This is a genomic window from Streptomyces sp. NPDC002619, from assembly GCF_042889305.1.
GTDB lineage: Bacteria > Actinomycetota > Actinomycetes > Streptomycetales > Streptomycetaceae > Streptomyces.
Window position 1 is genome coordinate 155,216 of record NZ_JBIAQV010000014.1, and the last position, 18,390, is coordinate 173,605.

Sequence of the window (18,390 nt, forward strand, 5' to 3'; positions counted from 1 at the left end):
GTCGCCTGCGTCCTGCATCGCGTCGCGCGGATCACGTCGAGGTCCCTGAGAAGTCGAAACGGAACTCGAACTGGCCGTCGCCGGTGCGGCCTTGCGCTATCAGGGTCACGCTGCCGCCATCGACCTGTCCGCTGAGCGTGGTGCCCTCGGCCACGGCGTGCGCGTATCCGCCCGGCAGTTCACCGAGGTCGGGGCGGCAGGGGACGAGGAGGCTGGGCCAGTTGAGCAGGTTGAGTGTCACGGCCTGCTCGGTGTGGGGGTCGGTGAGCCGTCCGCTCAACTCGCCGTCCTTCCACTCCAGTTGCCAGTAGGTGAGCAGCAGGTTCGGGTCGCGCGGATTCCCTGCCAGATCCTGGTTGGAAACGGTGCTGACGGCCGACGACCAGAACGACACGGCGCCGGCCTGGGCGGGCTGCCCCACCGCGAGCAGCAGGGAGAACGGGTTGGTCTCGGTCTCGCTCCCACCGGTGCGAGGGCGGCTCAGGTTCAGTGTGGCGTTCATGGAGTACGACTTGGTGTCCGCCAGGCGCCGCGAACCGTCGGTAGTGCAGTAGTCGTACACATCGACCGTGACCCGCGCCGTCCCGCCGTACTCCTTTCCCCACAGCGCGGCGGCACCGGTCGGCTCGCTCAACGGGGTGTCGGTCGTGGAGGGCGACGAGGGCGGAGTCGAGGTCTCGACCGCAGTGGGACTCGTAGGTATGGAGGTGGGTTCGGTGGTGGCGGGCGATGGCGTCGCGCTGTCCGCCGCGGACTCGGACACGGACGACTCCTCCGGCGCTGCGGAGGAGGACGACCCTCCACCCGAGCAGCCGGTCAGCAGCACACCGAACAACCCTGCGCACACACCGGCCCCCACCACGATGCGAGCACACCGCGAACGCGCCCCGGAAAGGAATGTCACAACGCCCCCCGTCCCCCACCGCGCCATCAGACGCGGAGTCCCGAGGCAAAGATGCCACGGTGCGCAACCACTCAACTACACAGAATCTCCACTTTGTTATCCTTCCGTGTCTACGGCGTGAACGTGTCGGCGGACCCCTGCGGCAGACGTGGTCCTCGAACGCGGCCGAGACGGCCGCCGCCATCACCTATGCCCGCGCGCAGGACGTGCCGATCTCCGTCCGCAGCGGTGGCCACGGCATCAGCGGGAACTCCACCAACGACGGCGGCATCGTCATCCACCTCGAGGCGCTCGACGGCGTCGAGGTGATCGACCGTGAGCGGCGTCCGGTGCGGGTCGGGGCGAGGTCGCGCAGAAGCTCGCACCGGAGAAACTGGCCATCAGCTCCGGCGACTTCGGCGACGTGGGATTCCTGTCCCGTTCATACGGACTGACCATCGACCACGTCCAGGGCGCCGAGGTGGTGCTGGCCGACGGGCGGATCGTGCACGCCGACGCGGACACCAACCCCGACCTCTTCTGGGCGCTGCGTGGAGCCGGCGACAACATGGGCATCGTCACCTCCTTCGACATCGAGGCGACCGAACTCAGCGACGTGATCTACGCGCGCTTCGCCCACGAGGTCAGGGATCTCGGCACGCTCCTGCAGGACTGGGGCAGGCTCACCGAGAACAGCCCCAGCGAGTTGACGCCGTTCCTCGTCGTGGCGGGCCAGGACGGCCGGAAGAACGCCCATACGACCATCATCTGGGCCGACGACGACATGGACCGCGCGACCAAGGCGCTGGAGGCGTTCCTGAATCTGGCCCCCGTCCTCGATCAGCAGGCCGCCATCATCCCGTACGCGGCGTTCATGGCCCCGCAGAGCAACCAGCAGGACGGGCACAGTCGTCCGAACTTCCACTCCGCATCCGTCGAGCACCTGGACGAGCGCACCACCGACGTCGTCAGCACGAACCTGTCCGACCACTACCCGCTGACGGGGCATGCCGGCTAGGTCCCCACTCGGGCGGTGTCGTCCGGCCCGTCGGCCGTCCGGAGGGGCGGATCGGGCGGGTCGGGGCGACAGGCGATAGGTTGATCGCCATGAGCGACAACGTTTATTTCGACATCACCATCGACGACGAGCCGGCCGGCCGCATCGTGTTCCGGCTCTTCGACGACGTAGTACCCCGGACCGCGAGGAACTTCCGGGAACTGGCCACCGGCCAGAACGGTTACGGGTACGCCGGCTCGGGCTTCCACCGGGTCATTCCCCAGTTCATGCTGCAGGGCGGCGACTTCACCCGGGGCAACGGCACCGGCGGCAAGAGCATCTACGGCGAGAAGTTCGCGGACGAGAACTTCACCCTCAAGCACGACCGTCCGTTCCTGCTGAGCATGGCGAACGCGGGCCCGAACTCCAACGGCTCGCAGTTCTTCATCACCACGATCGTGACCGACTGGCTCGACGGCAAGCACGTGGTCTTCGGCGAGGTCGTCGAGGGCGAGGACCTCGTCAAGAAGATCGAGGCCCTCGGCAGCCGGAGCGGCTCGACCAGCGCCTCCATCAAGATCAGCGAGAGCGGCACCATCTGACACGAGCCGCGAGGGCGGACAGGGAACTCCCTGTCCGCCCTCGGCGTGTGCATTAAACCGCGGTCCGCTCGTCAGCCCTGGCGGGCCTTGAAGCGCGGGTTCTTCTTGTTCAGCACGTAGGTGACACCCCGGCGACGCACCACCTGCGCCCCGGGAACGGCCTTCAGCGAGCGCAGCGAATTGCGCACCTTCATGACTGGCCCTCCTCCTGGATCTTGCTCGGTCCTGCGGTCAGCGTTCCTCACGGAAGGGAACGTGCTGCCCGGCGACCGGGTCGTACTTGCGCAGTACCAGCCGGTCGGGGTCGTTCGCACGGTTCTTGCGGGTCACGTAGGTGACGCCGGTCCCGGCCGTCGACTTCAGGGTGACGACGGGACGCGTGGTGTTGCGTGCCACGAGGCTCTCCTTTCCCGTGACCGATGCGCCCTGATTGCCCTGCGCATGTCAGCCACGCTCCTTCCAACAGCGGCACCGGTCGATGCATTCCCGCCATCCGGAGGGCTGCTATCCGGCCGCAGCTCTTGGCATGAACCTGCGACTGTCGCGAGGGCTCCATGCTTGAACATGCTCGAAAGTCAGAGATTTCAAGCAATAGAAGTCATCAGTCGCTGGCGTGACGGGAGCCGGCCGCCGCCACGCTGGAGTAAAGAATTCGCATGGTCTAGTCCAAAGAGGCCTTTGGACTAGACCAACCTATTGACGTGCGCGCGACAGCCCCCCGAGGCTGGGGCAACTCCCCCACCCCATCTGGAGGCCGGCAGTGAGACGTCTTCATGCATGTCTGAGCGCCGCGGCGGCCGTCACGCTCGCCGCCGCAGGCACGACCGCGCTCGTCGCGGGCAACGCCTCGGGCGCCACCACCGCGCTGAGCAACCGGTGGTACGCCGCCGCCCCCTATCTGATGCCGCTGGACAACGACCCGCCGGACGCGGGCGCCATCATGGACGCCAGCGGTCTCAAGGCGTTCCAGCTCGCCTTCATTCTCGCCCCCAACGGCGGCGGCTGCTCACCCACTTGGGGCGGTACGGCCCCGGTCTCCTCGGACACCGCCGTGCAGTCGGTGATCAACACCATCCGCGCCAAGGGCGGTGACGTGTCCGTCTCGATCGGCGGATACGGCGGTACGAAGCTGGGCCAGGCGTGCTCCGACGCGGCGTCCACGGCGGCGGCGTACCAGCAGGCCATCACCAAGTACGGCCTGCACGCCATCGACTTCGATCTGGAGGAGCCGGAGTACGAGAACACGGCAGCGATCAGGAACGAGATCGGTGCGGCGAAGATCCTCCAGCAGAACAACCCGGGGCTCTATGTGTCCGTCACGACGGCAGGCACGGCGGACGGCACCGGCTGGTTCGGCAAGCAGATGCTCCTCGAGGCGAAGTCGCAGGGGTTCACCCCGAACAACTTCTCCATCATGCCGTTCGACGGCGGCTTCAACGGGGCCGCGAGCCAGACCAGCGCGCTGACCAACTTCAACTCCATCCTGCAGTCCACGTTCGGCTGGGACCAGGCGACGGCCTACGCCCACGAGGGCTTCTCCGGGATGAACGGCCGCAGCGACACCGGCGAGTACTTCACACAGGCCGACTTCCAGACCGTGCTGGATTACGCCACCAGCCACAACATGGACCGCTTCACCTTCTGGTCCCTCAACCGCGACCGGCAGTGCACCCCGGCCGACAACGGCGGCCGTACGTCCGGGACCTGCTCCAGCGTGACCCAGAACTCCTGGGACTTCGCGAAGTACTCGGTCAAGTTCGCCGGGGTCACCCCGCCGACCTCGCCTCCGACGCCCACCCCGACCCCCACGCCGACTCCGCCGAGTGCCACGTGCAAGACGGCGTGGAGCTCGTCCGCGGTGTACGTGGGTGGCGACGAGGTGTCGTACAACAAGCACAACTGGAAGGCCAAGTGGTGGACCCAGAACGAGGTGCCCAGCGCCGTCGAGTGGGGTCCCTGGCAGGACGAGGGCGCCTGCTGACACCGGGCGGACGGGCCGCCGCTCAGGGTATGTCGCCGTGCCAGTCGTAGCGACGGCCGTCGGGCTGCCGGGGTCTGTACAACGCCCGGCCGCCCGGCCCGTAGCGGCCCAGCTCCGTCGTCAGCGAGACCTGTTCCTCAAGCTCCCGGTCGGGCCAGTCCGTGACGTCCAAGAGCAGCCCGTCCAGTGGGCCCCCGACCAGTTCCACGTACGAATGGCCCGGCCGGGGACCCGCGTCCTCGTGATCGGCCCCGTACACCCGGCCGCGCATGAACTCCCGCTCATCCATACCGTGCAGGGTCGCACCCGGCACTGACAATCGAGGCGGGCCCGCTCTAGAGGGGCGGTTCGGTGAGGAGCGCGAGCAGCCAGCGGGCGCCGTCCGCCTCGCCTTCCGCTGCGCTCGCGGCCGAGGGGAACAGCCGGCCCCAGGACGTCGCCCGGCCGAGCGCGCCGAGCCGCCAGGCCAGGCTCACGGCGCGGCGCAGCTCCGCCGCCGTCCGGCCCGCGCCCGTCCACGGCTCGAGGTAGGCGTCCCGCAGGCGGGGCAGCACGTCGGCGCCGTAGCGGTCGCAGGCCCGGCGGGCGGGGACGAGCAGGCTGCAGAAGGGGTGGGTGACGGCGGCGTCGCCCCAGTCGAAGAAGACGAACCGCCCCGGCGCCGGGCAGAACAGCTGACCGTCGTGCAGGTCCGAGTGGTCGAGGGAGTCCGGCACGCCCACGGCCGCGAGTTCCGCGCACCAGTCGACGAGGCGCGGCCTCAGCCGGGCGAGCCGCGCGCGCTCGTCCGTCCGCAGCACGGTGTTCTCCGCCACGAGCCGGTCGAAGGCCTCGGGCAGCGCGGTGGTCCGTGCGCCGGGCACCCCGAGCTCCTCGATCTCCCGCGTGTACGGCACCAGGGCCACCTGCACGCGCGCGTACTGGCGAAGCAACTCCTCCCAGATGCCGACCTCAACGGGTTCGCGCTCCAGCACGTCCCTGAACAGCTCGCCCCCGTCGGGCAGCAGCGACCAGCCCCGGCCGGGGTCCACCGCGAGGGGTACCAGCACCCGCTCCGGCACCCAGCGGGACAGCGCCGCGGTCAGCGCGCCCTCGAAGGCACTGGCGGGCGGATTCGCCTTGAACCAGACGGTGTCCTGTGTGCCATGCACCTCGACGGGCACCCGCACCAGGACCGACCAGGGGCGCAGACGCACCCCCAGCGTTCCGGTGGCGCGCAGCCCGCGCGCCGCGAGTTCGCCCTCCACCCAGTCCAGGGCCTCTTCGCGCCAGGTCTCCCGCTCCCACGGAGTCACCACGTCCTGGTACTGGCCCCGGTCCTCGACGACCGTCGTCTCGTGCAGCATCGCGCCATCCCAGCAGCGGTCCCGCCCGGCCGCCACCGCATTTCTCCAGGGCGCCTGTTGCTTCACCTCTTGACGTGTCTGGTTCAGACCTTTAACTTCACGGATCACTGACGATACAAGGATGCGCCCAGCGTTCAGCATCGTGAACGCCGCTCGACTTTCTCCACCCCCACCGTCAGCCCCACACGAAAGGCTGTGTTTGTCCATGGCCGAAACCTCGAGCAGGACCGCTCGCAAGGTCCTGCGGTTACTGGTCCTGCTGGCCTCGCTGCTGGGCCTCGCCGTCCCGCCCGCGCAGGCCACGACCCGCGCGACGGCGGCACCGTTCAAGGTGCTGGCCCTCTACAACGGCACCTGGGACGCCGCGCACATCAGTTTCGTGCACGAGGCGAACGAATGGTTCCCGCAGCAGGCGGCGGCGAACGGCTTCACCTACACCGCGAGCAACAACTGGGACCTGCTGGCCAACGGCGGCGTGCGCGACTACCAGGTCGTGCTGTTCCTCGACGACCTGCCGCAGACCGCGGCCCAGCGAACCGGGTTCGAGCAGTACATGCGCGGCGGAGGGGCCTGGATGGGCTTCCACGTCTCGGCGTTCACCACCGACGCGGCGAGCTGGCCCTGGTACCACGACCAGTTCCTCGGCAGCGGCGACTTCAGGTCCAACACCTGGGGCCCCACCACGGCGGTGCTGCGCGTCGAGGACCGCACCCATCCGTCGACCCAGAACCTGCCGGCCACATTCACGTCGTCGGTCAGCGAGTGGTACAGCTGGTCCAACGACCTGCGCACCAACCCGGACATCAGGATCCTGGCCTCGGTCGATCCGAGCAGCTTCCCGTTGGGCACCGACCCCAACCAGAGCTGGTACAGCGGCTACTACCCGATCCTGTGGACGAACACCAAGTACCGGATGCTGTACGCGAACTTCGGGCACAACGCCATGGACTACGCGACCAACACCACGCTGTCGTCCACTTTCGCCAGCGCGACGCAGAATCGCTTCGTCCTCGACGGCCTCAAGTGGCTCGGCGGCGCGGGTGACACCCAGCCGCCGTCCGGCGGGCCCATCTCCGAGACGGCCTGGTACACGGTCCACAACGCCGGGAACGGGACCTGCGTCGACGCGCGCGCCGCGGCGACGGCCAACGGCACCGCCATACAGCAGTACACGTGCAACGGCACCGTCGCGCAGCAGTTCCAGTTCCGCTCCACCGACAGCGGTTACGTCCGCATCGCCGCCCGGGGCAACCCGCAGCAGGTCGTCGACGTCACCGACCGCTCCACGGCAGACAACGCACCCCTGCAGTTGTGGGCGTACGGGGGCGGAACGAACCAGCAGTGGCAGCCGGTCGCCCAGACGGACGGGCGGTACCACTTCGTCGCCCGGCACAGCGCCAAGTGCCTCACCGCGGCCTCCTCCTCTGCCAACAGCGTCCAGCTGACCCAGCGCGGCTGCGACGGCTCGGCCGCCCAGAGCTTCCAGCTCAGCGAGACGCCCTGACCGTCGGCCCGCACCCGCATGACCGCAACGCCCAATGCCGTCACCCCGAACAGCAGAAGGACCCCCCACATGACTCGTTCCAGGCTTCTCGCCATCGCCACCGTCGCGGGCCTCGTCGGCACCCTGACCGTCCTCGGCGCCGGCAGCGCGGGCGCGGCGAATCCGAACGTCGCGCCCGGCGGCAACTTCGACCTGTCGGTCTGGCAGCTCCAGGAGCCGGTCGGCTCCCCCGGCTCCCCGACCACCATCCCGTCGTCCCGGCTCCAGGGGGCGGGCGGGTACCAGGACTCGTACTTCTACACCGACACCCGCGACGGTGCGATGACCTTCTGGGCGCCCGAGAAGGGCGTCACCACGCCGAACTCCAACTACGCCCGTTCCGAACTGAGGGAGATGAACCGAGGCGGCGGCGCCGCGGACTGGTCGCTGAGCGGTAAGCACCGGCTGAGCGCGACCCTTCGGGTGGTGTCCGTGACGAAGAACGTGTGCGTCGGACAGGTCCACCTCGGCTCCGGCGGTTCGTCGACCAAGCCGCTCCTCGAGCTGTACTACCACTCGAACGGCGACATCGTCCTGGGCACCGAGAACTCCCCGTCCGGCGGGCAGACGGCTCATCCGGTGGGTCATGTGTCGATCGGCAAGACGTGGACGTACACCATCGGCATCTCGGGCGGCGACACCATCGACCTCACCGTCAACGGCACCACCACGCATTACGCCATTCCCTCGTCCTTCTTCCCCTACAAGCAGTACTTCAAGGCCGGCTCCTACAACCAGTCGTCCTCCGACAGCACGACGAAGGGCGCCCGCGTCGCCTTCTACGGGCTGACCGTGTCGCACGGCTGATCCGCCGTCCGAACCACCGCACTCGGCCCGGCGGCCCGGGCGATCGGCCCGGGCCGCTGCCGATGCGTATGCTGCGACACCCCCAGACGCGCCGCCCCCAGATACCAGACATATCAGCCTAATACGTGTGTTATTCAGTCATGCACAAACCTTCGCGGCGTACCTTGCTCACGGCCTCGGCCGCAGCCCTCGGCTCGGGACTCGTGGCCTCATGCTCCGGAAACGGAGCACACCCACAACCAGGCGCCCGCCCAGGGGCCGGGGTCCTCACGGTCAGTCACGACTTCGTGCCGCCGGGGCCCAAGGGATACGTGACCCCCTCGGGTCCGGAGGTCCGTGCCGCCGAGCGCAGACGCGGCTCCGGCCCCGTCCGCGAGTTCGAGCTCACCGCCGCCGAGACGACCGTCGACCTCGACGGTCAGAGAGTACGGACCTGGGCCTACAGCGACCATCTGTCGGGCCCGCAGGTCCGCGTCACCGCCGGCGACGTCCTCAGCCTCACGCTCGCCAACCGGCTGCCCGCCGAGACCTCGCTCCACACCCACGGCGTGCGCATGCGCTGCGACATGGACGGCGTACCCGACCTGACGCAGGAGGCCATCCGCCCCGGCACGGACTTCAGATACCGCTTCACGGTCGGCCATCCGGGCACGTATCTGCTGCACTCCCACTCGGGGATGCAGCCCGACCGCGGCCTGTACGCGCCGCTCATCGTCGACGACCCGAAGGAGCCCCTCTCCTACGACAAGGAGTGGGTCATCGTCCTCGACGACTGGGTCGACGGTGTGGGCGGCTCCACCCCGGACAAGGTGCTCGCCGAGCTCCTGCACCACAAGGGCGGGTCCATGGCCGGCATGAGCATGGGCATGGGCCCCGGTGGCGCCCCATCGGGCCGCGGCGGCTCGGACCACCGCGGCCCGGCAAGCCCGCACGCGTCCGCTTCCGCCGGCAGGAAGCCGTCGGGACCGTCCCGCATGCTCCACGGCTCCCACAGCCGCATGCTGCGCAGTGAGGCCGGCAGCGTGGCCTACCCGCACTACCTCGTCAACGGCCGGCTGCCCACCAATCCGTCGGTGTTCCGGGCCCGCCCCGGCGAGCGCATCCGGCTGCGCATCATCAACGCCGGCGCCGACACGGCCTTCCGGGTCGCCCTCGGCGGTCACACCATGACCATCACCCACACCGACGGCTATCCCGTCGTACACGAGGAGACCGACGCGCTGCTCCTCGGCATGCTGGAACGTTACGACGTCCTCGTCACCGCCAAGGACGGCGTCTTCCCTTTCGTGGCGCTCGCCGAGGGCAAGGACGGCCGGGCCCTCGCACTGCTGCGAACCAGCGACCGGGCGGCGGCGCCTCGGCCCGACGTTTACCCGGACGAACTCGACGGCCGCTGCATGCCCGCCCGGCGGCTCAGGCCGCACGAGTCGGTGGCCCTGCCGCACCGCGAGCCCGACCGCGAGATCCGCATCAAGTTCACCGGCAACATGCGGCAGTACAACTGGGGCTTCGATCACAAGCCGTACTCGGTCAGACAGCGGCATCCCATCCGCGCGGGCGAACGCGTCCGGCTCACCCTCATCAACGCCACAGACATGTGGCACCCCCTGCATCTGCACGGCCACACATTCGCCGTCCTGGGCCTCGACGGCCTGGGCGCACGCAAGGACACCACCATCGTGCACCCCCACCGCAAGCTCGACCTTCAGTTCGACGCGGACAACCCCGGGCTGTGGATGCTCCACTGCCACAACCAGTACCACTCGGAGTCGGGCATGATGACGGTCCTCGGTTACCGCACGTAACCAGCCACATCGTCGCCCCGCCCCAGCGTCAACTCCCGGCTCTCGAGACCGTGTTACGGGTCCACGCGAGGTGGGAGCCGGGGTGGGGCGGCCGGACTTCGGTGAGTTGCGGTGGGCACGCCTTCCTCGTGGCATGGATCCGGCGCGGGGTTCGGCGCGGATCCGTTGAACTCCTCATCGTCCACGGGGAGTTGCCGGGGGCCGACGTCGGGGTCACGCGGCTCGCCCGGGTCGTCCCCGCCGAGGCCGTGACGGGCGACTCGTCCGGCCGTTCCCGGGACTCTTGACCAGCTTTGCCCGCGTTGCTCCGTGCGAGTGGTGGATCTCCCGATACGGTCGTAGCGTCGATACAGAGGCGGTCGCGCCCGAGGCGCCAGGCCGTAAGAGTGCAGTCACGCGGGCGGGAGCGGAGATGCGCAGACCAGTGCGGAGTACGGCGATCATGATCTGGGCGGGCGTGTTGTTCGCGGGAGTCACGGCCACGGCCTCCGCAGCCCCGTCCGCGTCGGTGCCGGCCGAGCGGGTGACCAGGGTGTCCACCGCGCCGGTACTGGTGGACTGCTTCTGGCACTCGACCGTACGCCCGGACGCTTTCGTCCTGGCCTGCGGCGACGGCAACAGTCGCCTGGTCGACCTGCACTGGACGCAGTGGGGCACGAACTCGGCCATGGCCGAAGGCGTCAACATGGTGAACGACTGCAAGCCGTACTGCGCGGCCGGCACGTTCCGCTCGTACAAGGTGACAGTGCGGCTCGACCGTCCGCAGCCCTGGCAGAAGAACCCGCAGATGGAGCACTTCACCCGGATGAACCTGACCTTCGCAGACGGCAGGCCGGACGGGTACACGCAGGTGATGACGTACCCGCTGTGGAACTGACCGCCCAGCACTTTCGCATCTGACCCCGGCCCGTCCCGACGGGCCGGGGTTCGTTCTTGCTGTCCCGCGGGTCGCGCCGCCACCAACCGCAGGACGCGCTCGGCCCCGTTGGTGAACGGCGGACCCGGCTCAGGCGGTCACCTTGGCGATGAACGCGGCGACGTTCGCCACGGTCCGCTGGATCTTCTCCTCCAGGGTGAGCGACTCCTGGAGCCGGGCGCCGACGCCCGCGTCCTTCTTCCCGCGCACATAGAGCGAGCACGCGAGATCGCTGCAGATGTAGGCGCCCACAGAGTTGCCCTGCTGCCCGGCCCGGCCCGCCTTCGGCGCGACCATCAGGGAGACCCCGCCGGTGTGGAGGGTCAGGCACATCGAGCACATGCTGCGCCGCGTCTGCCAGGATCCGGCGCCGGTGGAGCGCAGCACGAGGGCCCGGGCACGCCCGTCCTCCTCCCCGGCCAGGTAGGCGCGGTCGGGGGCCTGGGGATCGCGCCAGCCCAGGAAGTCCAGGTCGTCCCAGGGCCGGTCGGCCAGGTCGCGCGGGACGGACAGGCGTTTCGCCTCGCCCTTGCTGCAGTTCACGAACGCGGCACGGATCTCTTGCTCGGTCAGCGGCTTCATGATGAGCACGCTAATTTGCCTAAAGCTTTTAGGCAAATGCATAATCGCTTCAGCCGAGCAGGAGGAGGGTCATGGCACGCGCAGGACTGACCACGGAACGCCTGACCAGGGCGGGAGCGGAGCTGGCCGACGAGGTCGGCTTCGACCAGGTGACCGTCTCCGCGCTGGCCAGGCAGTTCGACGTCAAGGTTGCGAGTCTCTACTCGCATGTGAAGAACTCGCACGACCTCAGGACCCGGATCGCCCTGCTCGCCCTGGAGGAACTCGCCGACCGGGCCGCCGACGCCCTGGCCGGGCGGGCCGGCAAGGACGCGCTCAGCGCACTGGGCGACGTCTACCGCGACTACGCGCGCGAGCACCCCGGCCGCTACGCCGCGGCCCAACTCAGACTCGACCCGGAAGCGGCGGCGGCCGGCGCCGGCGGCAGGCACGCACAGATGACCCGGGCGATCCTGCGCGGCTACGACCTGACCGAGCCGGACCAGACCCATGCGGTACGGCTCCTGGGCAGCGTCTTCCACGGCTACGTCAGCCTGGAGCTGGGCGGCGGATTCAGCCACAGCGCCCCCGACACCCAGGAGACCTGGACCCGGATCCTGGACGCCCTCGACGCCCTGCTGCGGAACTGGCCCGAGCGCTGACCCGGACTTCCCCGGGTCAGACGTCCTGACGTACCCGCGGGGAGGGCAGCGCGCCGGTCCGCGGTGCGCGCAGTCTCCTGCCACGCCGCGTGAGCCCCCACGGCTTGAGGACCGAGATCACGGTCATGAAGACGTAGGCGGACATCGAGACGACCGGCCCGAACAGCACATCGCCGGCGTCGGGCAGCGGTCCGCCCGGGGCGACGGCGGCGACCGCGGAGTTCACGCCGGGGCGCAGCGCGAAGGCCGTGGCAGCGGTCGTGGCCAGGGTCAGCCAGAACTTGACGTAGACCCAGCGGTGACGCGCCAGCCCCCAGGGGGTGCCCAGGGACAGCAGCAGTCCGCTGAGGAGCGTGAGGAACGCGACGGGGAGCAGGAGCCAGTCGGCGAACAGCTTCATGGCCCGGACTGAGGCCTCCACGGTCACCGCCGATCCGGTGGTGGTCGCGGTGATCCCGAGTGCGAGCAGCCCGAGCGTGAGCCCGAGCCAGCAGGCGGAGGCGGCTACGTGGACGACGAGGGAGGCCCGGCGTGCGGGGCGGCTGAGTTTCACCCGCACCACGGTGCCGGGCGGGTGCCGCGCACGCGTCCGACGGCGGGAGTAGGCCGGTGTACTGGCGGGGGCGTAGCGGGCGGGGGCCCGTCTGCTCCGTACGGGACGGCCGCTCCGTACGAGGGTGGCCACCTGCTTGCCGCGGCGCCGATTCAGAAATCCCACCGCTGAATCCCATGGAGATGATCGGTTGGACTTCGGGATCACTCAGGAGCAGGGTGGAGATGCCGGCCGGAATCGGCGGGCCTTCCCCCTACGCGCACCACCCGGAGTACACCCGATGAACCATGTCGCGGACCCTGAGCGTTACGACGGCACCATGCGTTACCGGCGCACCGGACGCTCGGGCCTTGACCTCCCGGTCCTGTCCCTGGGCTACTGGCACAACTTCGGCGACGACCGGCCGTTCGAGGCCCAGCGGGAGATCGCGCTGCGCGCCTTCGACCTCGGGATCACCCACCACGACCTGGCGAACAACTACGGACCGCCCTACGGCTCCGCCGAGATCAACTTCAGTCGGCTGATGAAGCAGGACCTGGCGCCGTACCGGGACGAGCTGGTGATCTCGACCAAGGCCGGCTGGGACATGTGGCCCGGCCCCTACGGGCAGGGCGGCGGCTCCCGCAAGTACGTGCTGGCCTCTCTGGACCAGTCGCTGCGCCGCATGGGCCTGGACTACGTGGACATCTTCTACTCCCACCGGCTCGACGCGAGCACGCCGCTGGAGGAGACGATGGGCGCGCTCGACACCGCCGTCCGCCAGGGCAAGGCCCTGTACGTCGGGATCTCGTCGTACGACGCCGAGCGCACCCGGGAAGCGGTGGCGATCCTGCGGGACCTGGGCACGCCGCTGCTGATCCACCAGCCGTCGTACAGCATGCTCAACCGCTGGATCGAGACCGAGGGCCTGCTGGACGTCGCCCAGGAGGAGGGCTTCGGCGTCATCGGCTTCACGGCGCTCGCCCAGGGGCTGCTCACCGGGCGCTACCTGGACGGCGTGCCGCAGGACTCGCGGGCCGCTAAGGGCACCAGCTTCGACACCGCGTGGCTGACGGCCGACATGATCGAGCGGCTGCGCGCCCTGAACGGCATCGCGGCCCGGCGCGGGCAGACCCTCGCCCAGATGGCGCTGGCCTGGGCGCTGCGGGACCGGCGAGTCACCTCGCTGGTGATCGGCGCGTCCCGCACGGAGCAACTGGAGCAGAACGTGGCCGCGTTGGAGAACCCCGACTTCAGCGACGAGGAGCTGGCCGAGATCGACAAGTACGCCACCGACGGCGGCGTCGACCTGTGGCGGGACGCCCGGCTGGGCAACCTCGGCTGAACCGGCCGGCGCAGGCAGCTCGGCGGGGTCCGAGTCCGGAGGGCGGACCGTGCCGTCGGGGGTCTGTTCAGGCCCGGCGCCGACGCCCGAACGAGACGATTCGGTCATGGCTCCTCCTCGCCTGATCGGCATCGGCCCGGTGCGGCCGCCCGACGGCACGGTGTGGAGGACCGCTCCGCCCTCAGCGTCTCCCGCCGCGGCCGCGCGTGGCTCACCCGCGGCGGGTGAGCCGCCCGGACCGCGCGGGAGGTGGTGTGTCCTGGGGAGCGGCCGCACGAACGCTCCGGTTGGAGGAGGTCCGGCGATGACCACCCTCAGTACGGCCCCCACGCCCCGGACGCCCACGGAGCGGGCGGAGTCCGGCAGACGGGTCCGCGGACGGCTGCCGCGCTCGGCCCACGCCCAGTTCGCGCCGGACGCTTCGCGGCCCGATCCGGTCGGCGTGATCGAGGCCCAGTCGGCGCGCCGGGTGCGCGCACTGATGCCGATCCGCTACGGCCGCATGCTGGAGTCGCCGTTCCGGTTCTACCGAGGCGCCGCGGCCATCATGGCGATGGACCTGGGGGCCCTGCCGGACACGGGTCTGGGCGTGCAGTTGTGCGGGGACGCGCATCTGCTGAACTTCCGGCTCCTGGCCTCGCCGGAGCGTCACCTCGTCTTCGACATCGACGACTTCGACGAGACCCTGGCCGGGCCCTTCGAGTGGGACGTGAAGCGGCTGGCGGCCAGTTTCGTCATCGCGTGCCGTGCCGAGGGCTTCTCGACGCGGGAGCAGGACACCGCCGTACGGGAATGTGTGCGGGCCTACCGACAGCGGATCCGTGAGTTCGCCGGCATGCGCACTTTCGACATCTGGTACGCGCGTGACGACGCCGACCGGATGCGGACCCTCCTCGACACGCCGCCGAGCAAGGAGGCACGGCAGCGGGGCGACGAGGCACGCGCACGTGCCCTCACCCGTACGCACATGCAGGCCTACGAGAAACTCACCCGGGTTACGGACGAAGGCCGCCGGTTCACCCCGGACCCCCCGCTGATCACACCGCTGCGCGACCTCGTGGACGACGTCGCCGAGGACATGCCGGAGAACGACATCCGGGCGATCCTCGAGAGCTACGCCCGCAGTCTGTCCTCCGAGCGCCGCCATCTGCTGGCGAACTACCGACTGGTGGACCTGGCACGCAAGGTGGTGGGCGTCTCCAGCGTCGGTACCCGTTGCTGGATCGTGCTGATGCTGGGTCGGGACGACGACGATCCCCTCATCCTGCAGGCGAAGGAGGCGCAGGAGTCGGTGCTCGCGCCGTTCACGGGCGGCGGCCGGTACGACAACCAGGGGCGCCGGGTGGTGTCGGGGCAGCGGCTGATCCAGAGCGCCAGTGACATCTTCCTGGGCTGGACGCATGTGCTGGGCATCGACGGCCGGGGCCGGGACTTCTATGTGCGTCAGCTGCGCGACTGGAAGGGGATCGCGCGTCCGGAGACCTGGGACCCGGATGTGCTGACCGTGTTCGCCCAGCTGTGCGGAGCGAGCCTGGCGCGGGCGCACGCCCGGTCCGGGGACCCGGTGGCCATCGGCGCCTATCTCGGGGGCGGGGACCGCTTCGACCGGGCGCTCGTCACGTTCGCGCAGGTGTACGCCGACCAGAACGAGCGGGACCACGCGGCCCTTCAGGAGGCCGTACGCACGGGCCGGATCACCACGGCGTCCCTGTGAGCACGCGGCATCCGGTCACTCCGGCAGACGGCGCATCTCCAGGAGACGCAGGCCCAGGGACTGGACCCGCGCCAGCGGCCCGTAGAGGTGCGCCTCGTCCACGGCCGGGCCGTACAGCAGGGTCTGGTCGGACACGACCACACGGTCGAGTTCGGGAAAGGCCTCGGCGAGCGTCTTGGACAGATGTCCGTCGATGCGGATCTCGTACCGCATGAGCTGTTCTCTCCGCGGGTGGCGTGGGTCCGGGCGAGCTGTGCCCCTACTCGCGATCCTCCGCCGTACCGGACCGGCCGGCCTCACCCGGCACAGGTGATCCGGCGGGCCGCGGGGCTCCCCGGGGCGGGCTGTCACAGCAGCCGGAGTTGCGGTCACAGCAGCCGGAGATCACGTGCCCGGCGTACGGCGTCGCTGCGGCGGTTGACGGAGAGCTTGCGGTAGATGCTCTTGAGGTGTGTCTTGACCGTGTTGACGGAGACGTACAGGTCCGCCGCTATCTGCTCGGTGGACATCAGGAGGGCGAGGCGGCGTAGGACGTCCCGTTCGCGCGGGCTCACCTCCTCGACGAGCGGTGCGGGCTCGCGTTCCTCGTCGTGGGTGCGCCGGCCGGGTGCCCGGGGGCTGGTGTCGAGCCAGTCCAGGGCCATTTCCTCGGCCGGGGCGCCGTCGAGCAGGGGGCGTATCCACGGACCCGCGTCGAGGAACGGCCGTCGCAGCCGTTCCCGGTGCGCATGGGACAGTGCCCGGGCGACAAGCCGCCGGGCGGTGGCGGTGTCGCCCGCTCGGTCTGCGGCCTCGGCGCGGACCAGCGTGGCCGGTACGGTCAGGGCCGGACCGCCGGGCAGGGGGGCCGGGAGGCCGTCGAGGAGTTCGTGCGCCTCCTTGGCGTCCCCCGAAGCGAGCCGCGCCCCGGCGGCCGCGACGGCCCGGGCGGGCCGGTGGTCGAGCGCGGGCTCCAGCAGCTTCACTGCGGCCTCCGGATCGCCGTCGGCCAGCCGGGCGGCGGTGACCAGCACCGTCTGGTCCTCGGCCCAGGGCGAGGCGACGACGGCGGTGACCCGTGGCTCGGCGGCGGCCACGGCTTCCTGTGTACTGCCGCGGGCGAGCAGCAGCCGGGATCCGGCTGGGGCCAGAGCCGCCGCCGTGACCGGGTCCTCGGCGCCGTCGCGGGCGGCGCGAGTCTCGTCGATCAGGGCCTGGGCGGCGTCGAGTTCGTCACGGTCGACGGCCACGACGGCCAGCACGAGGCGGCTGATGCCGGAGCGGGCTTGCGCGGGCACGCCGTACCGGTCGGCCTCGCGCAGCGCGGCATGTGCCTTGCGTTCCGCGCGGCCGATCCAGCCGTCGAGATAGTCGATCAGAGCCAGATGGCCGAGAGATTCCTGGCGGGGCACCGCTGTGGCGGCGCTCCTCGGTGAACCGGCGGCCTCGGTGAGCGCGGCCCGCGCGGCGTCGAAGTGCCCGGCCCACAGCCGGGCCGAGCCCAGGTGAGTGAGGAGGAGCGCGAACAGTTCGGGGTGCCTGCCGAGGCGTTCGGCGGGGACGGCGTCCCGCAGGTCGCGGGCGAGGGAGGCGGCCTGTTCGGCCCGGCCCGGGAAGCCGGTGAGCCGGGCCACGAGCACGTCCAGGAGGGCGCGGCTCAGCCGGGCGGGCGCGCCGGCGGCGGTGTCCTCGCCCAGCGTGTGCGCCGCGTGCCGCAGATGGGTCACGCCGTGCTCCAGGTCGTGGTCGGCCAGCGCGCGGGCCACGAGGACGATGCTCGCGAACGGGCCGTCGGCGTCGGGCGGCATACGGGCGAACAGTTCCGCCGGGCAGTCGGAGCGCAGGCCGGTGAAGAACCGGCCGATGGCCAGGTCGTCGACCAGGGTGCGCGCGGTGAACTCCCAGTCGCCGGCGGCGGACCCGTGGGCGAGCGTCTCCGCGAGCGAACCGCCGTGGCTGTGGCGCACAGCCGGAGACCGGCGGCCCAGCCCTGGGTACGGCGCACCAGTGCGCGCACCGTGTCGTCGCCGAGCCGCATGCCGTGGACGTCGAGCAGGCCGGCGGCCTCTGCGGGGGTGAAGGCCAGCTCCGCGCCGTGGATCTCGGTGACGGTTCCGGCGGCGCGGTAGCGGTGCAGGGGCAGCAGAGGTTCGCTCCGCGTGACCAGGATCAGACGCAGGCCGTGGCCCGCGTGGCGCAGGACGTACTCCAGTTGTTCGGCGATGGCCGGGCCGGGGACGCGTTCGAACTCGTCGAGGACGAGGATCGCGGGCGTGGCCCGGCCGCTGAGGTCGGCCGCGAGCCGGGCGAGCAGGGTCTTCTCGACGCTCCCGGCGTGCGCGGGGCTGCCGATGCCCGGGGAGAGCCGGGTGCCGGCGGCGCGCAGGGCCTGGAGCAGGTAGGCCCAGAAAACGCCGGGCGCCTGGTCCCTAGCCTCGGCGGTGAGCCACGCCACCGGACGGTCCAGCCGATCGGCCCAGTCGGCGACCAGGAGGGTCTTGCCCGCGCCGGCCGGTCCGTCGACGAGGGTCAGTGGGGTGGCGAGGCCCTGGTCGAGGCGTCCGGTCAGTCGTGCGCGCCGCAGGAACGTGGCGGGCCGTACCGGTGCGACGAACCGGGTACCGAGAAACGGATCTCCACGGGGATCGACGCGGGAGTCCGCCGCGGCGCCGTCCCCGTGCTGATTGGCCATGGCGCTCATCGCCACCGTCCGTCAG

21 protein-coding genes are annotated in these 18,390 nt (G+C 70.4%); 11 read left to right on the plus strand and 10 right to left on the minus strand.

Annotated features, from left to right (window positions below; translation table 11 throughout):
* Positions 1-31: 31 nt before the first annotated feature.
* Positions 32-634 (minus strand): hypothetical protein, encoded by a 603-nt coding sequence (locus ACFYXB_RS22955; RefSeq protein WP_389585250.1) that lies wholly within the window; start codon positions 632-634, stop codon positions 32-34.
* Positions 635-897: 263 nt separating this feature from the next.
* Between ACFYXB_RS22955 and ACFYXB_RS22960 the strand changes: the two genes are divergently transcribed.
* From ACFYXB_RS22960 to ACFYXB_RS22970, 3 genes are all read left to right on the plus strand, one after another.
* Positions 898-1,338, plus strand: a complete 441-nt coding sequence (locus tag ACFYXB_RS22960; protein WP_389585252.1) for an FAD-binding protein — start codon at positions 898-900, stop codon at positions 1,336-1,338.
* Positions 1,308-1,901: an FAD-binding oxidoreductase gene (locus ACFYXB_RS22965; protein WP_389585255.1), complete on the plus strand. Its 594-nt coding sequence runs from the start codon at positions 1,308-1,310 to the stop codon at positions 1,899-1,901. Before ACFYXB_RS22960 ends, ACFYXB_RS22965 begins: the two co-directional genes overlap by 31 nt.
* Before the next feature lie 89 nt (positions 1,902-1,990).
* Positions 1,991-2,482, plus strand: coding sequence for a peptidylprolyl isomerase (locus ACFYXB_RS22970; RefSeq protein WP_351358468.1), 492 nt, complete (start codon positions 1,991-1,993; stop codon positions 2,480-2,482).
* A 71-nt stretch (positions 2,483-2,553) separates the two neighbouring features.
* Here ACFYXB_RS22970 and ykgO read toward each other — a convergent pair whose 3' ends face one another.
* Together ykgO and rpmG are read right to left on the minus strand one after the other, a co-directional pair.
* Positions 2,554-2,676, minus strand: a complete 123-nt coding sequence (gene ykgO / locus ACFYXB_RS22975) for a type B 50S ribosomal protein L36 (protein WP_351358465.1) — start codon at positions 2,674-2,676, stop codon at positions 2,554-2,556.
* 37 nt (positions 2,677-2,713) lie between these two features.
* Positions 2,714-2,878, minus strand: coding sequence for a 50S ribosomal protein L33 (gene rpmG / locus ACFYXB_RS22980; protein ID WP_351358463.1), 165 nt, complete (start codon positions 2,876-2,878; stop codon positions 2,714-2,716).
* Positions 2,879-3,242: 364 nt separating this feature from the next.
* Between rpmG and ACFYXB_RS22985 the strand changes: the two genes are divergently transcribed.
* Positions 3,243-4,463, plus strand: coding sequence for a chitinase (locus ACFYXB_RS22985; RefSeq protein ID WP_388505681.1), 1,221 nt, complete (start codon positions 3,243-3,245; stop codon positions 4,461-4,463).
* 22 nt (positions 4,464-4,485) lie between these two features.
* On the opposite strand, the gene ACFYXB_RS22990 is transcribed toward ACFYXB_RS22985, so the two are convergent.
* Together ACFYXB_RS22990 and ACFYXB_RS22995 are read right to left on the minus strand one after the other, a co-directional pair.
* Positions 4,486-4,752 carry a hypothetical protein gene (locus ACFYXB_RS22990; protein ID WP_351358457.1) on the minus strand — a complete coding sequence of 89 codons (267 nt, stop codon included), beginning with the start codon at positions 4,750-4,752 and terminating at the stop codon, positions 4,486-4,488.
* 46 nt (positions 4,753-4,798) lie between these two features.
* Complete coding sequence (locus tag ACFYXB_RS22995) at positions 4,799-5,809, minus strand: phosphotransferase (RefSeq protein WP_389585260.1); 1,011 nt, start codon at positions 5,807-5,809, stop codon at positions 4,799-4,801.
* A 205-nt stretch (positions 5,810-6,014) separates the two neighbouring features.
* Between ACFYXB_RS22995 and ACFYXB_RS23000 the strand changes: the two genes are divergently transcribed.
* The 4 genes from ACFYXB_RS23000 (at position 6,015) to ACFYXB_RS23015 (ending at position 10,841) form a co-directional block, all read left to right on the plus strand.
* The gene (locus ACFYXB_RS23000; RefSeq protein ID WP_389585263.1) at positions 6,015-7,313 is read left to right on the plus strand and encodes a ThuA domain-containing protein; all 1,299 of its coding nucleotides are present in this window, start codon (positions 6,015-6,017) and stop codon (positions 7,311-7,313) included.
* Between the two features lie 69 nt (positions 7,314-7,382).
* Positions 7,383-8,159, plus strand: coding sequence for a polysaccharide lyase family 7 protein (locus ACFYXB_RS23005; protein ID WP_388505677.1), 777 nt, complete (start codon positions 7,383-7,385; stop codon positions 8,157-8,159).
* A 140-nt stretch (positions 8,160-8,299) separates the two neighbouring features.
* Positions 8,300-9,964, plus strand: a complete 1,665-nt coding sequence (locus tag ACFYXB_RS23010) for a multicopper oxidase family protein (protein ID WP_389585265.1) — start codon at positions 8,300-8,302, stop codon at positions 9,962-9,964.
* A gap of 412 nt (positions 9,965-10,376) precedes the next feature.
* Positions 10,377-10,841, plus strand: a complete 465-nt coding sequence (locus tag ACFYXB_RS23015) for a hypothetical protein (protein WP_389585268.1) — start codon at positions 10,377-10,379, stop codon at positions 10,839-10,841.
* A gap of 129 nt (positions 10,842-10,970) precedes the next feature.
* On the opposite strand, the gene ACFYXB_RS23020 is transcribed toward ACFYXB_RS23015, so the two are convergent.
* Positions 10,971-11,462, minus strand: coding sequence for an FBP domain-containing protein (locus ACFYXB_RS23020; protein WP_389585271.1), 492 nt, complete (start codon positions 11,460-11,462; stop codon positions 10,971-10,973).
* Positions 11,463-11,533: 71 nt separating this feature from the next.
* Between ACFYXB_RS23020 and ACFYXB_RS23025 the strand changes: the two genes are divergently transcribed.
* Positions 11,534-12,103: a TetR/AcrR family transcriptional regulator gene (locus ACFYXB_RS23025; RefSeq protein ID WP_389585274.1), complete on the plus strand. Its 570-nt coding sequence runs from the start codon at positions 11,534-11,536 to the stop codon at positions 12,101-12,103.
* A 16-nt stretch (positions 12,104-12,119) separates the two neighbouring features.
* Here the strand turns inward: ACFYXB_RS23025 and ACFYXB_RS23030 are convergent, their stop codons facing one another.
* Positions 12,120-12,656: a DUF2269 family protein gene (locus ACFYXB_RS23030; RefSeq protein WP_389585326.1), complete on the minus strand. Its 537-nt coding sequence runs from the start codon at positions 12,654-12,656 to the stop codon at positions 12,120-12,122.
* A gap of 280 nt (positions 12,657-12,936) precedes the next feature.
* Between ACFYXB_RS23030 and mgrA the strand changes: the two genes are divergently transcribed.
* Together mgrA and ACFYXB_RS23040 are read left to right on the plus strand one after the other, a co-directional pair.
* On the plus strand, positions 12,937-13,980 hold the full coding sequence (mgrA, locus tag ACFYXB_RS23035) for an L-glyceraldehyde 3-phosphate reductase (RefSeq protein ID WP_389585276.1): 1,044 nt from the start codon (positions 12,937-12,939) through the stop codon (positions 13,978-13,980).
* A gap of 304 nt (positions 13,981-14,284) precedes the next feature.
* Positions 14,285-15,694 (plus strand): DUF2252 domain-containing protein, encoded by a 1,410-nt coding sequence (locus ACFYXB_RS23040; RefSeq protein ID WP_389585278.1) that lies wholly within the window; start codon positions 14,285-14,287, stop codon positions 15,692-15,694.
* 15 nt (positions 15,695-15,709) lie between these two features.
* Here the strand turns inward: ACFYXB_RS23040 and ACFYXB_RS23045 are convergent, their stop codons facing one another.
* From ACFYXB_RS23045 to ACFYXB_RS23055, 3 genes are all read right to left on the minus strand, one after another.
* Positions 15,710-15,907, minus strand: coding sequence for a hypothetical protein (locus tag ACFYXB_RS23045; protein ID WP_389585281.1), 198 nt, complete (start codon positions 15,905-15,907; stop codon positions 15,710-15,712).
* Between the two features lie 155 nt (positions 15,908-16,062).
* Positions 16,063-17,481, minus strand: coding sequence for a LuxR C-terminal-related transcriptional regulator (locus tag ACFYXB_RS23050; RefSeq protein ID WP_389585329.1), 1,419 nt, complete (start codon positions 17,479-17,481; stop codon positions 16,063-16,065).
* Entirely contained in the window at positions 17,397-18,365 is a 969-nt protein-coding gene (locus ACFYXB_RS23055; protein ID WP_389585283.1) for an AAA family ATPase, read from the minus strand. Before ACFYXB_RS23055 ends, ACFYXB_RS23050 begins: the two co-directional genes overlap by 85 nt.
* Positions 18,366-18,390 lie beyond the last annotated feature (25 nt).

Excerpts from the sequence above, each read along its gene's own strand:
- ykgO (WP_351358465.1), bottom strand. The coding sequence starts at position 2,676 with ATGAAGGTGCGCAATTCGCTGCGCTCGCTGAAGGCCGTTCCCGGGGCG.
- ACFYXB_RS23010 (WP_389585265.1), top strand. The coding sequence starts at position 8,300 with ATGCACAAACCTTCGCGGCGTACCTTGCTCACGGCCTCGGCCGCAGCC.
- ACFYXB_RS22970 (WP_351358468.1), top strand. The coding sequence starts at position 1,991 with ATGAGCGACAACGTTTATTTCGACATCACCATCGACGACGAGCCGGCC.
- ACFYXB_RS23040 (WP_389585278.1), top strand. The coding sequence starts at position 14,285 with ATGACCACCCTCAGTACGGCCCCCACGCCCCGGACGCCCACGGAGCGG.
- ACFYXB_RS23000 (WP_389585263.1), top strand. The coding sequence starts at position 6,015 with ATGGCCGAAACCTCGAGCAGGACCGCTCGCAAGGTCCTGCGGTTACTG.
- ACFYXB_RS22960 (WP_389585252.1), top strand. The coding sequence starts at position 898 with ATGTCACAACGCCCCCCGTCCCCCACCGCGCCATCAGACGCGGAGTCC.
- ACFYXB_RS23015 (WP_389585268.1), top strand. The coding sequence starts at position 10,377 with ATGCGCAGACCAGTGCGGAGTACGGCGATCATGATCTGGGCGGGCGTG.
- ACFYXB_RS22990 (WP_351358457.1), bottom strand. The coding sequence starts at position 4,752 with ATGGATGAGCGGGAGTTCATGCGCGGCCGGGTGTACGGGGCCGATCAC.
- ACFYXB_RS23005 (WP_388505677.1), top strand. The coding sequence starts at position 7,383 with ATGACTCGTTCCAGGCTTCTCGCCATCGCCACCGTCGCGGGCCTCGTC.
- ACFYXB_RS22995 (WP_389585260.1), bottom strand. The coding sequence starts at position 5,809 with ATGCTGCACGAGACGACGGTCGTCGAGGACCGGGGCCAGTACCAGGAC.
- mgrA (WP_389585276.1), top strand. The coding sequence starts at position 12,937 with ATGAACCATGTCGCGGACCCTGAGCGTTACGACGGCACCATGCGTTAC.
- ACFYXB_RS23020 (WP_389585271.1), bottom strand. The coding sequence starts at position 11,462 with ATGAAGCCGCTGACCGAGCAAGAGATCCGTGCCGCGTTCGTGAACTGC.
- ACFYXB_RS23045 (WP_389585281.1), bottom strand. The coding sequence starts at position 15,907 with ATGCGGTACGAGATCCGCATCGACGGACATCTGTCCAAGACGCTCGCC.
- ACFYXB_RS23025 (WP_389585274.1), top strand. The coding sequence starts at position 11,534 with ATGGCACGCGCAGGACTGACCACGGAACGCCTGACCAGGGCGGGAGCG.
- ACFYXB_RS23055 (WP_389585283.1), bottom strand. The coding sequence starts at position 18,365 with ATGGCCAATCAGCACGGGGACGGCGCCGCGGCGGACTCCCGCGTCGAT.
- ACFYXB_RS23050 (WP_389585329.1), bottom strand. The coding sequence starts at position 17,481 with ATGCCGCCCGACGCCGACGGCCCGTTCGCGAGCATCGTCCTCGTGGCC.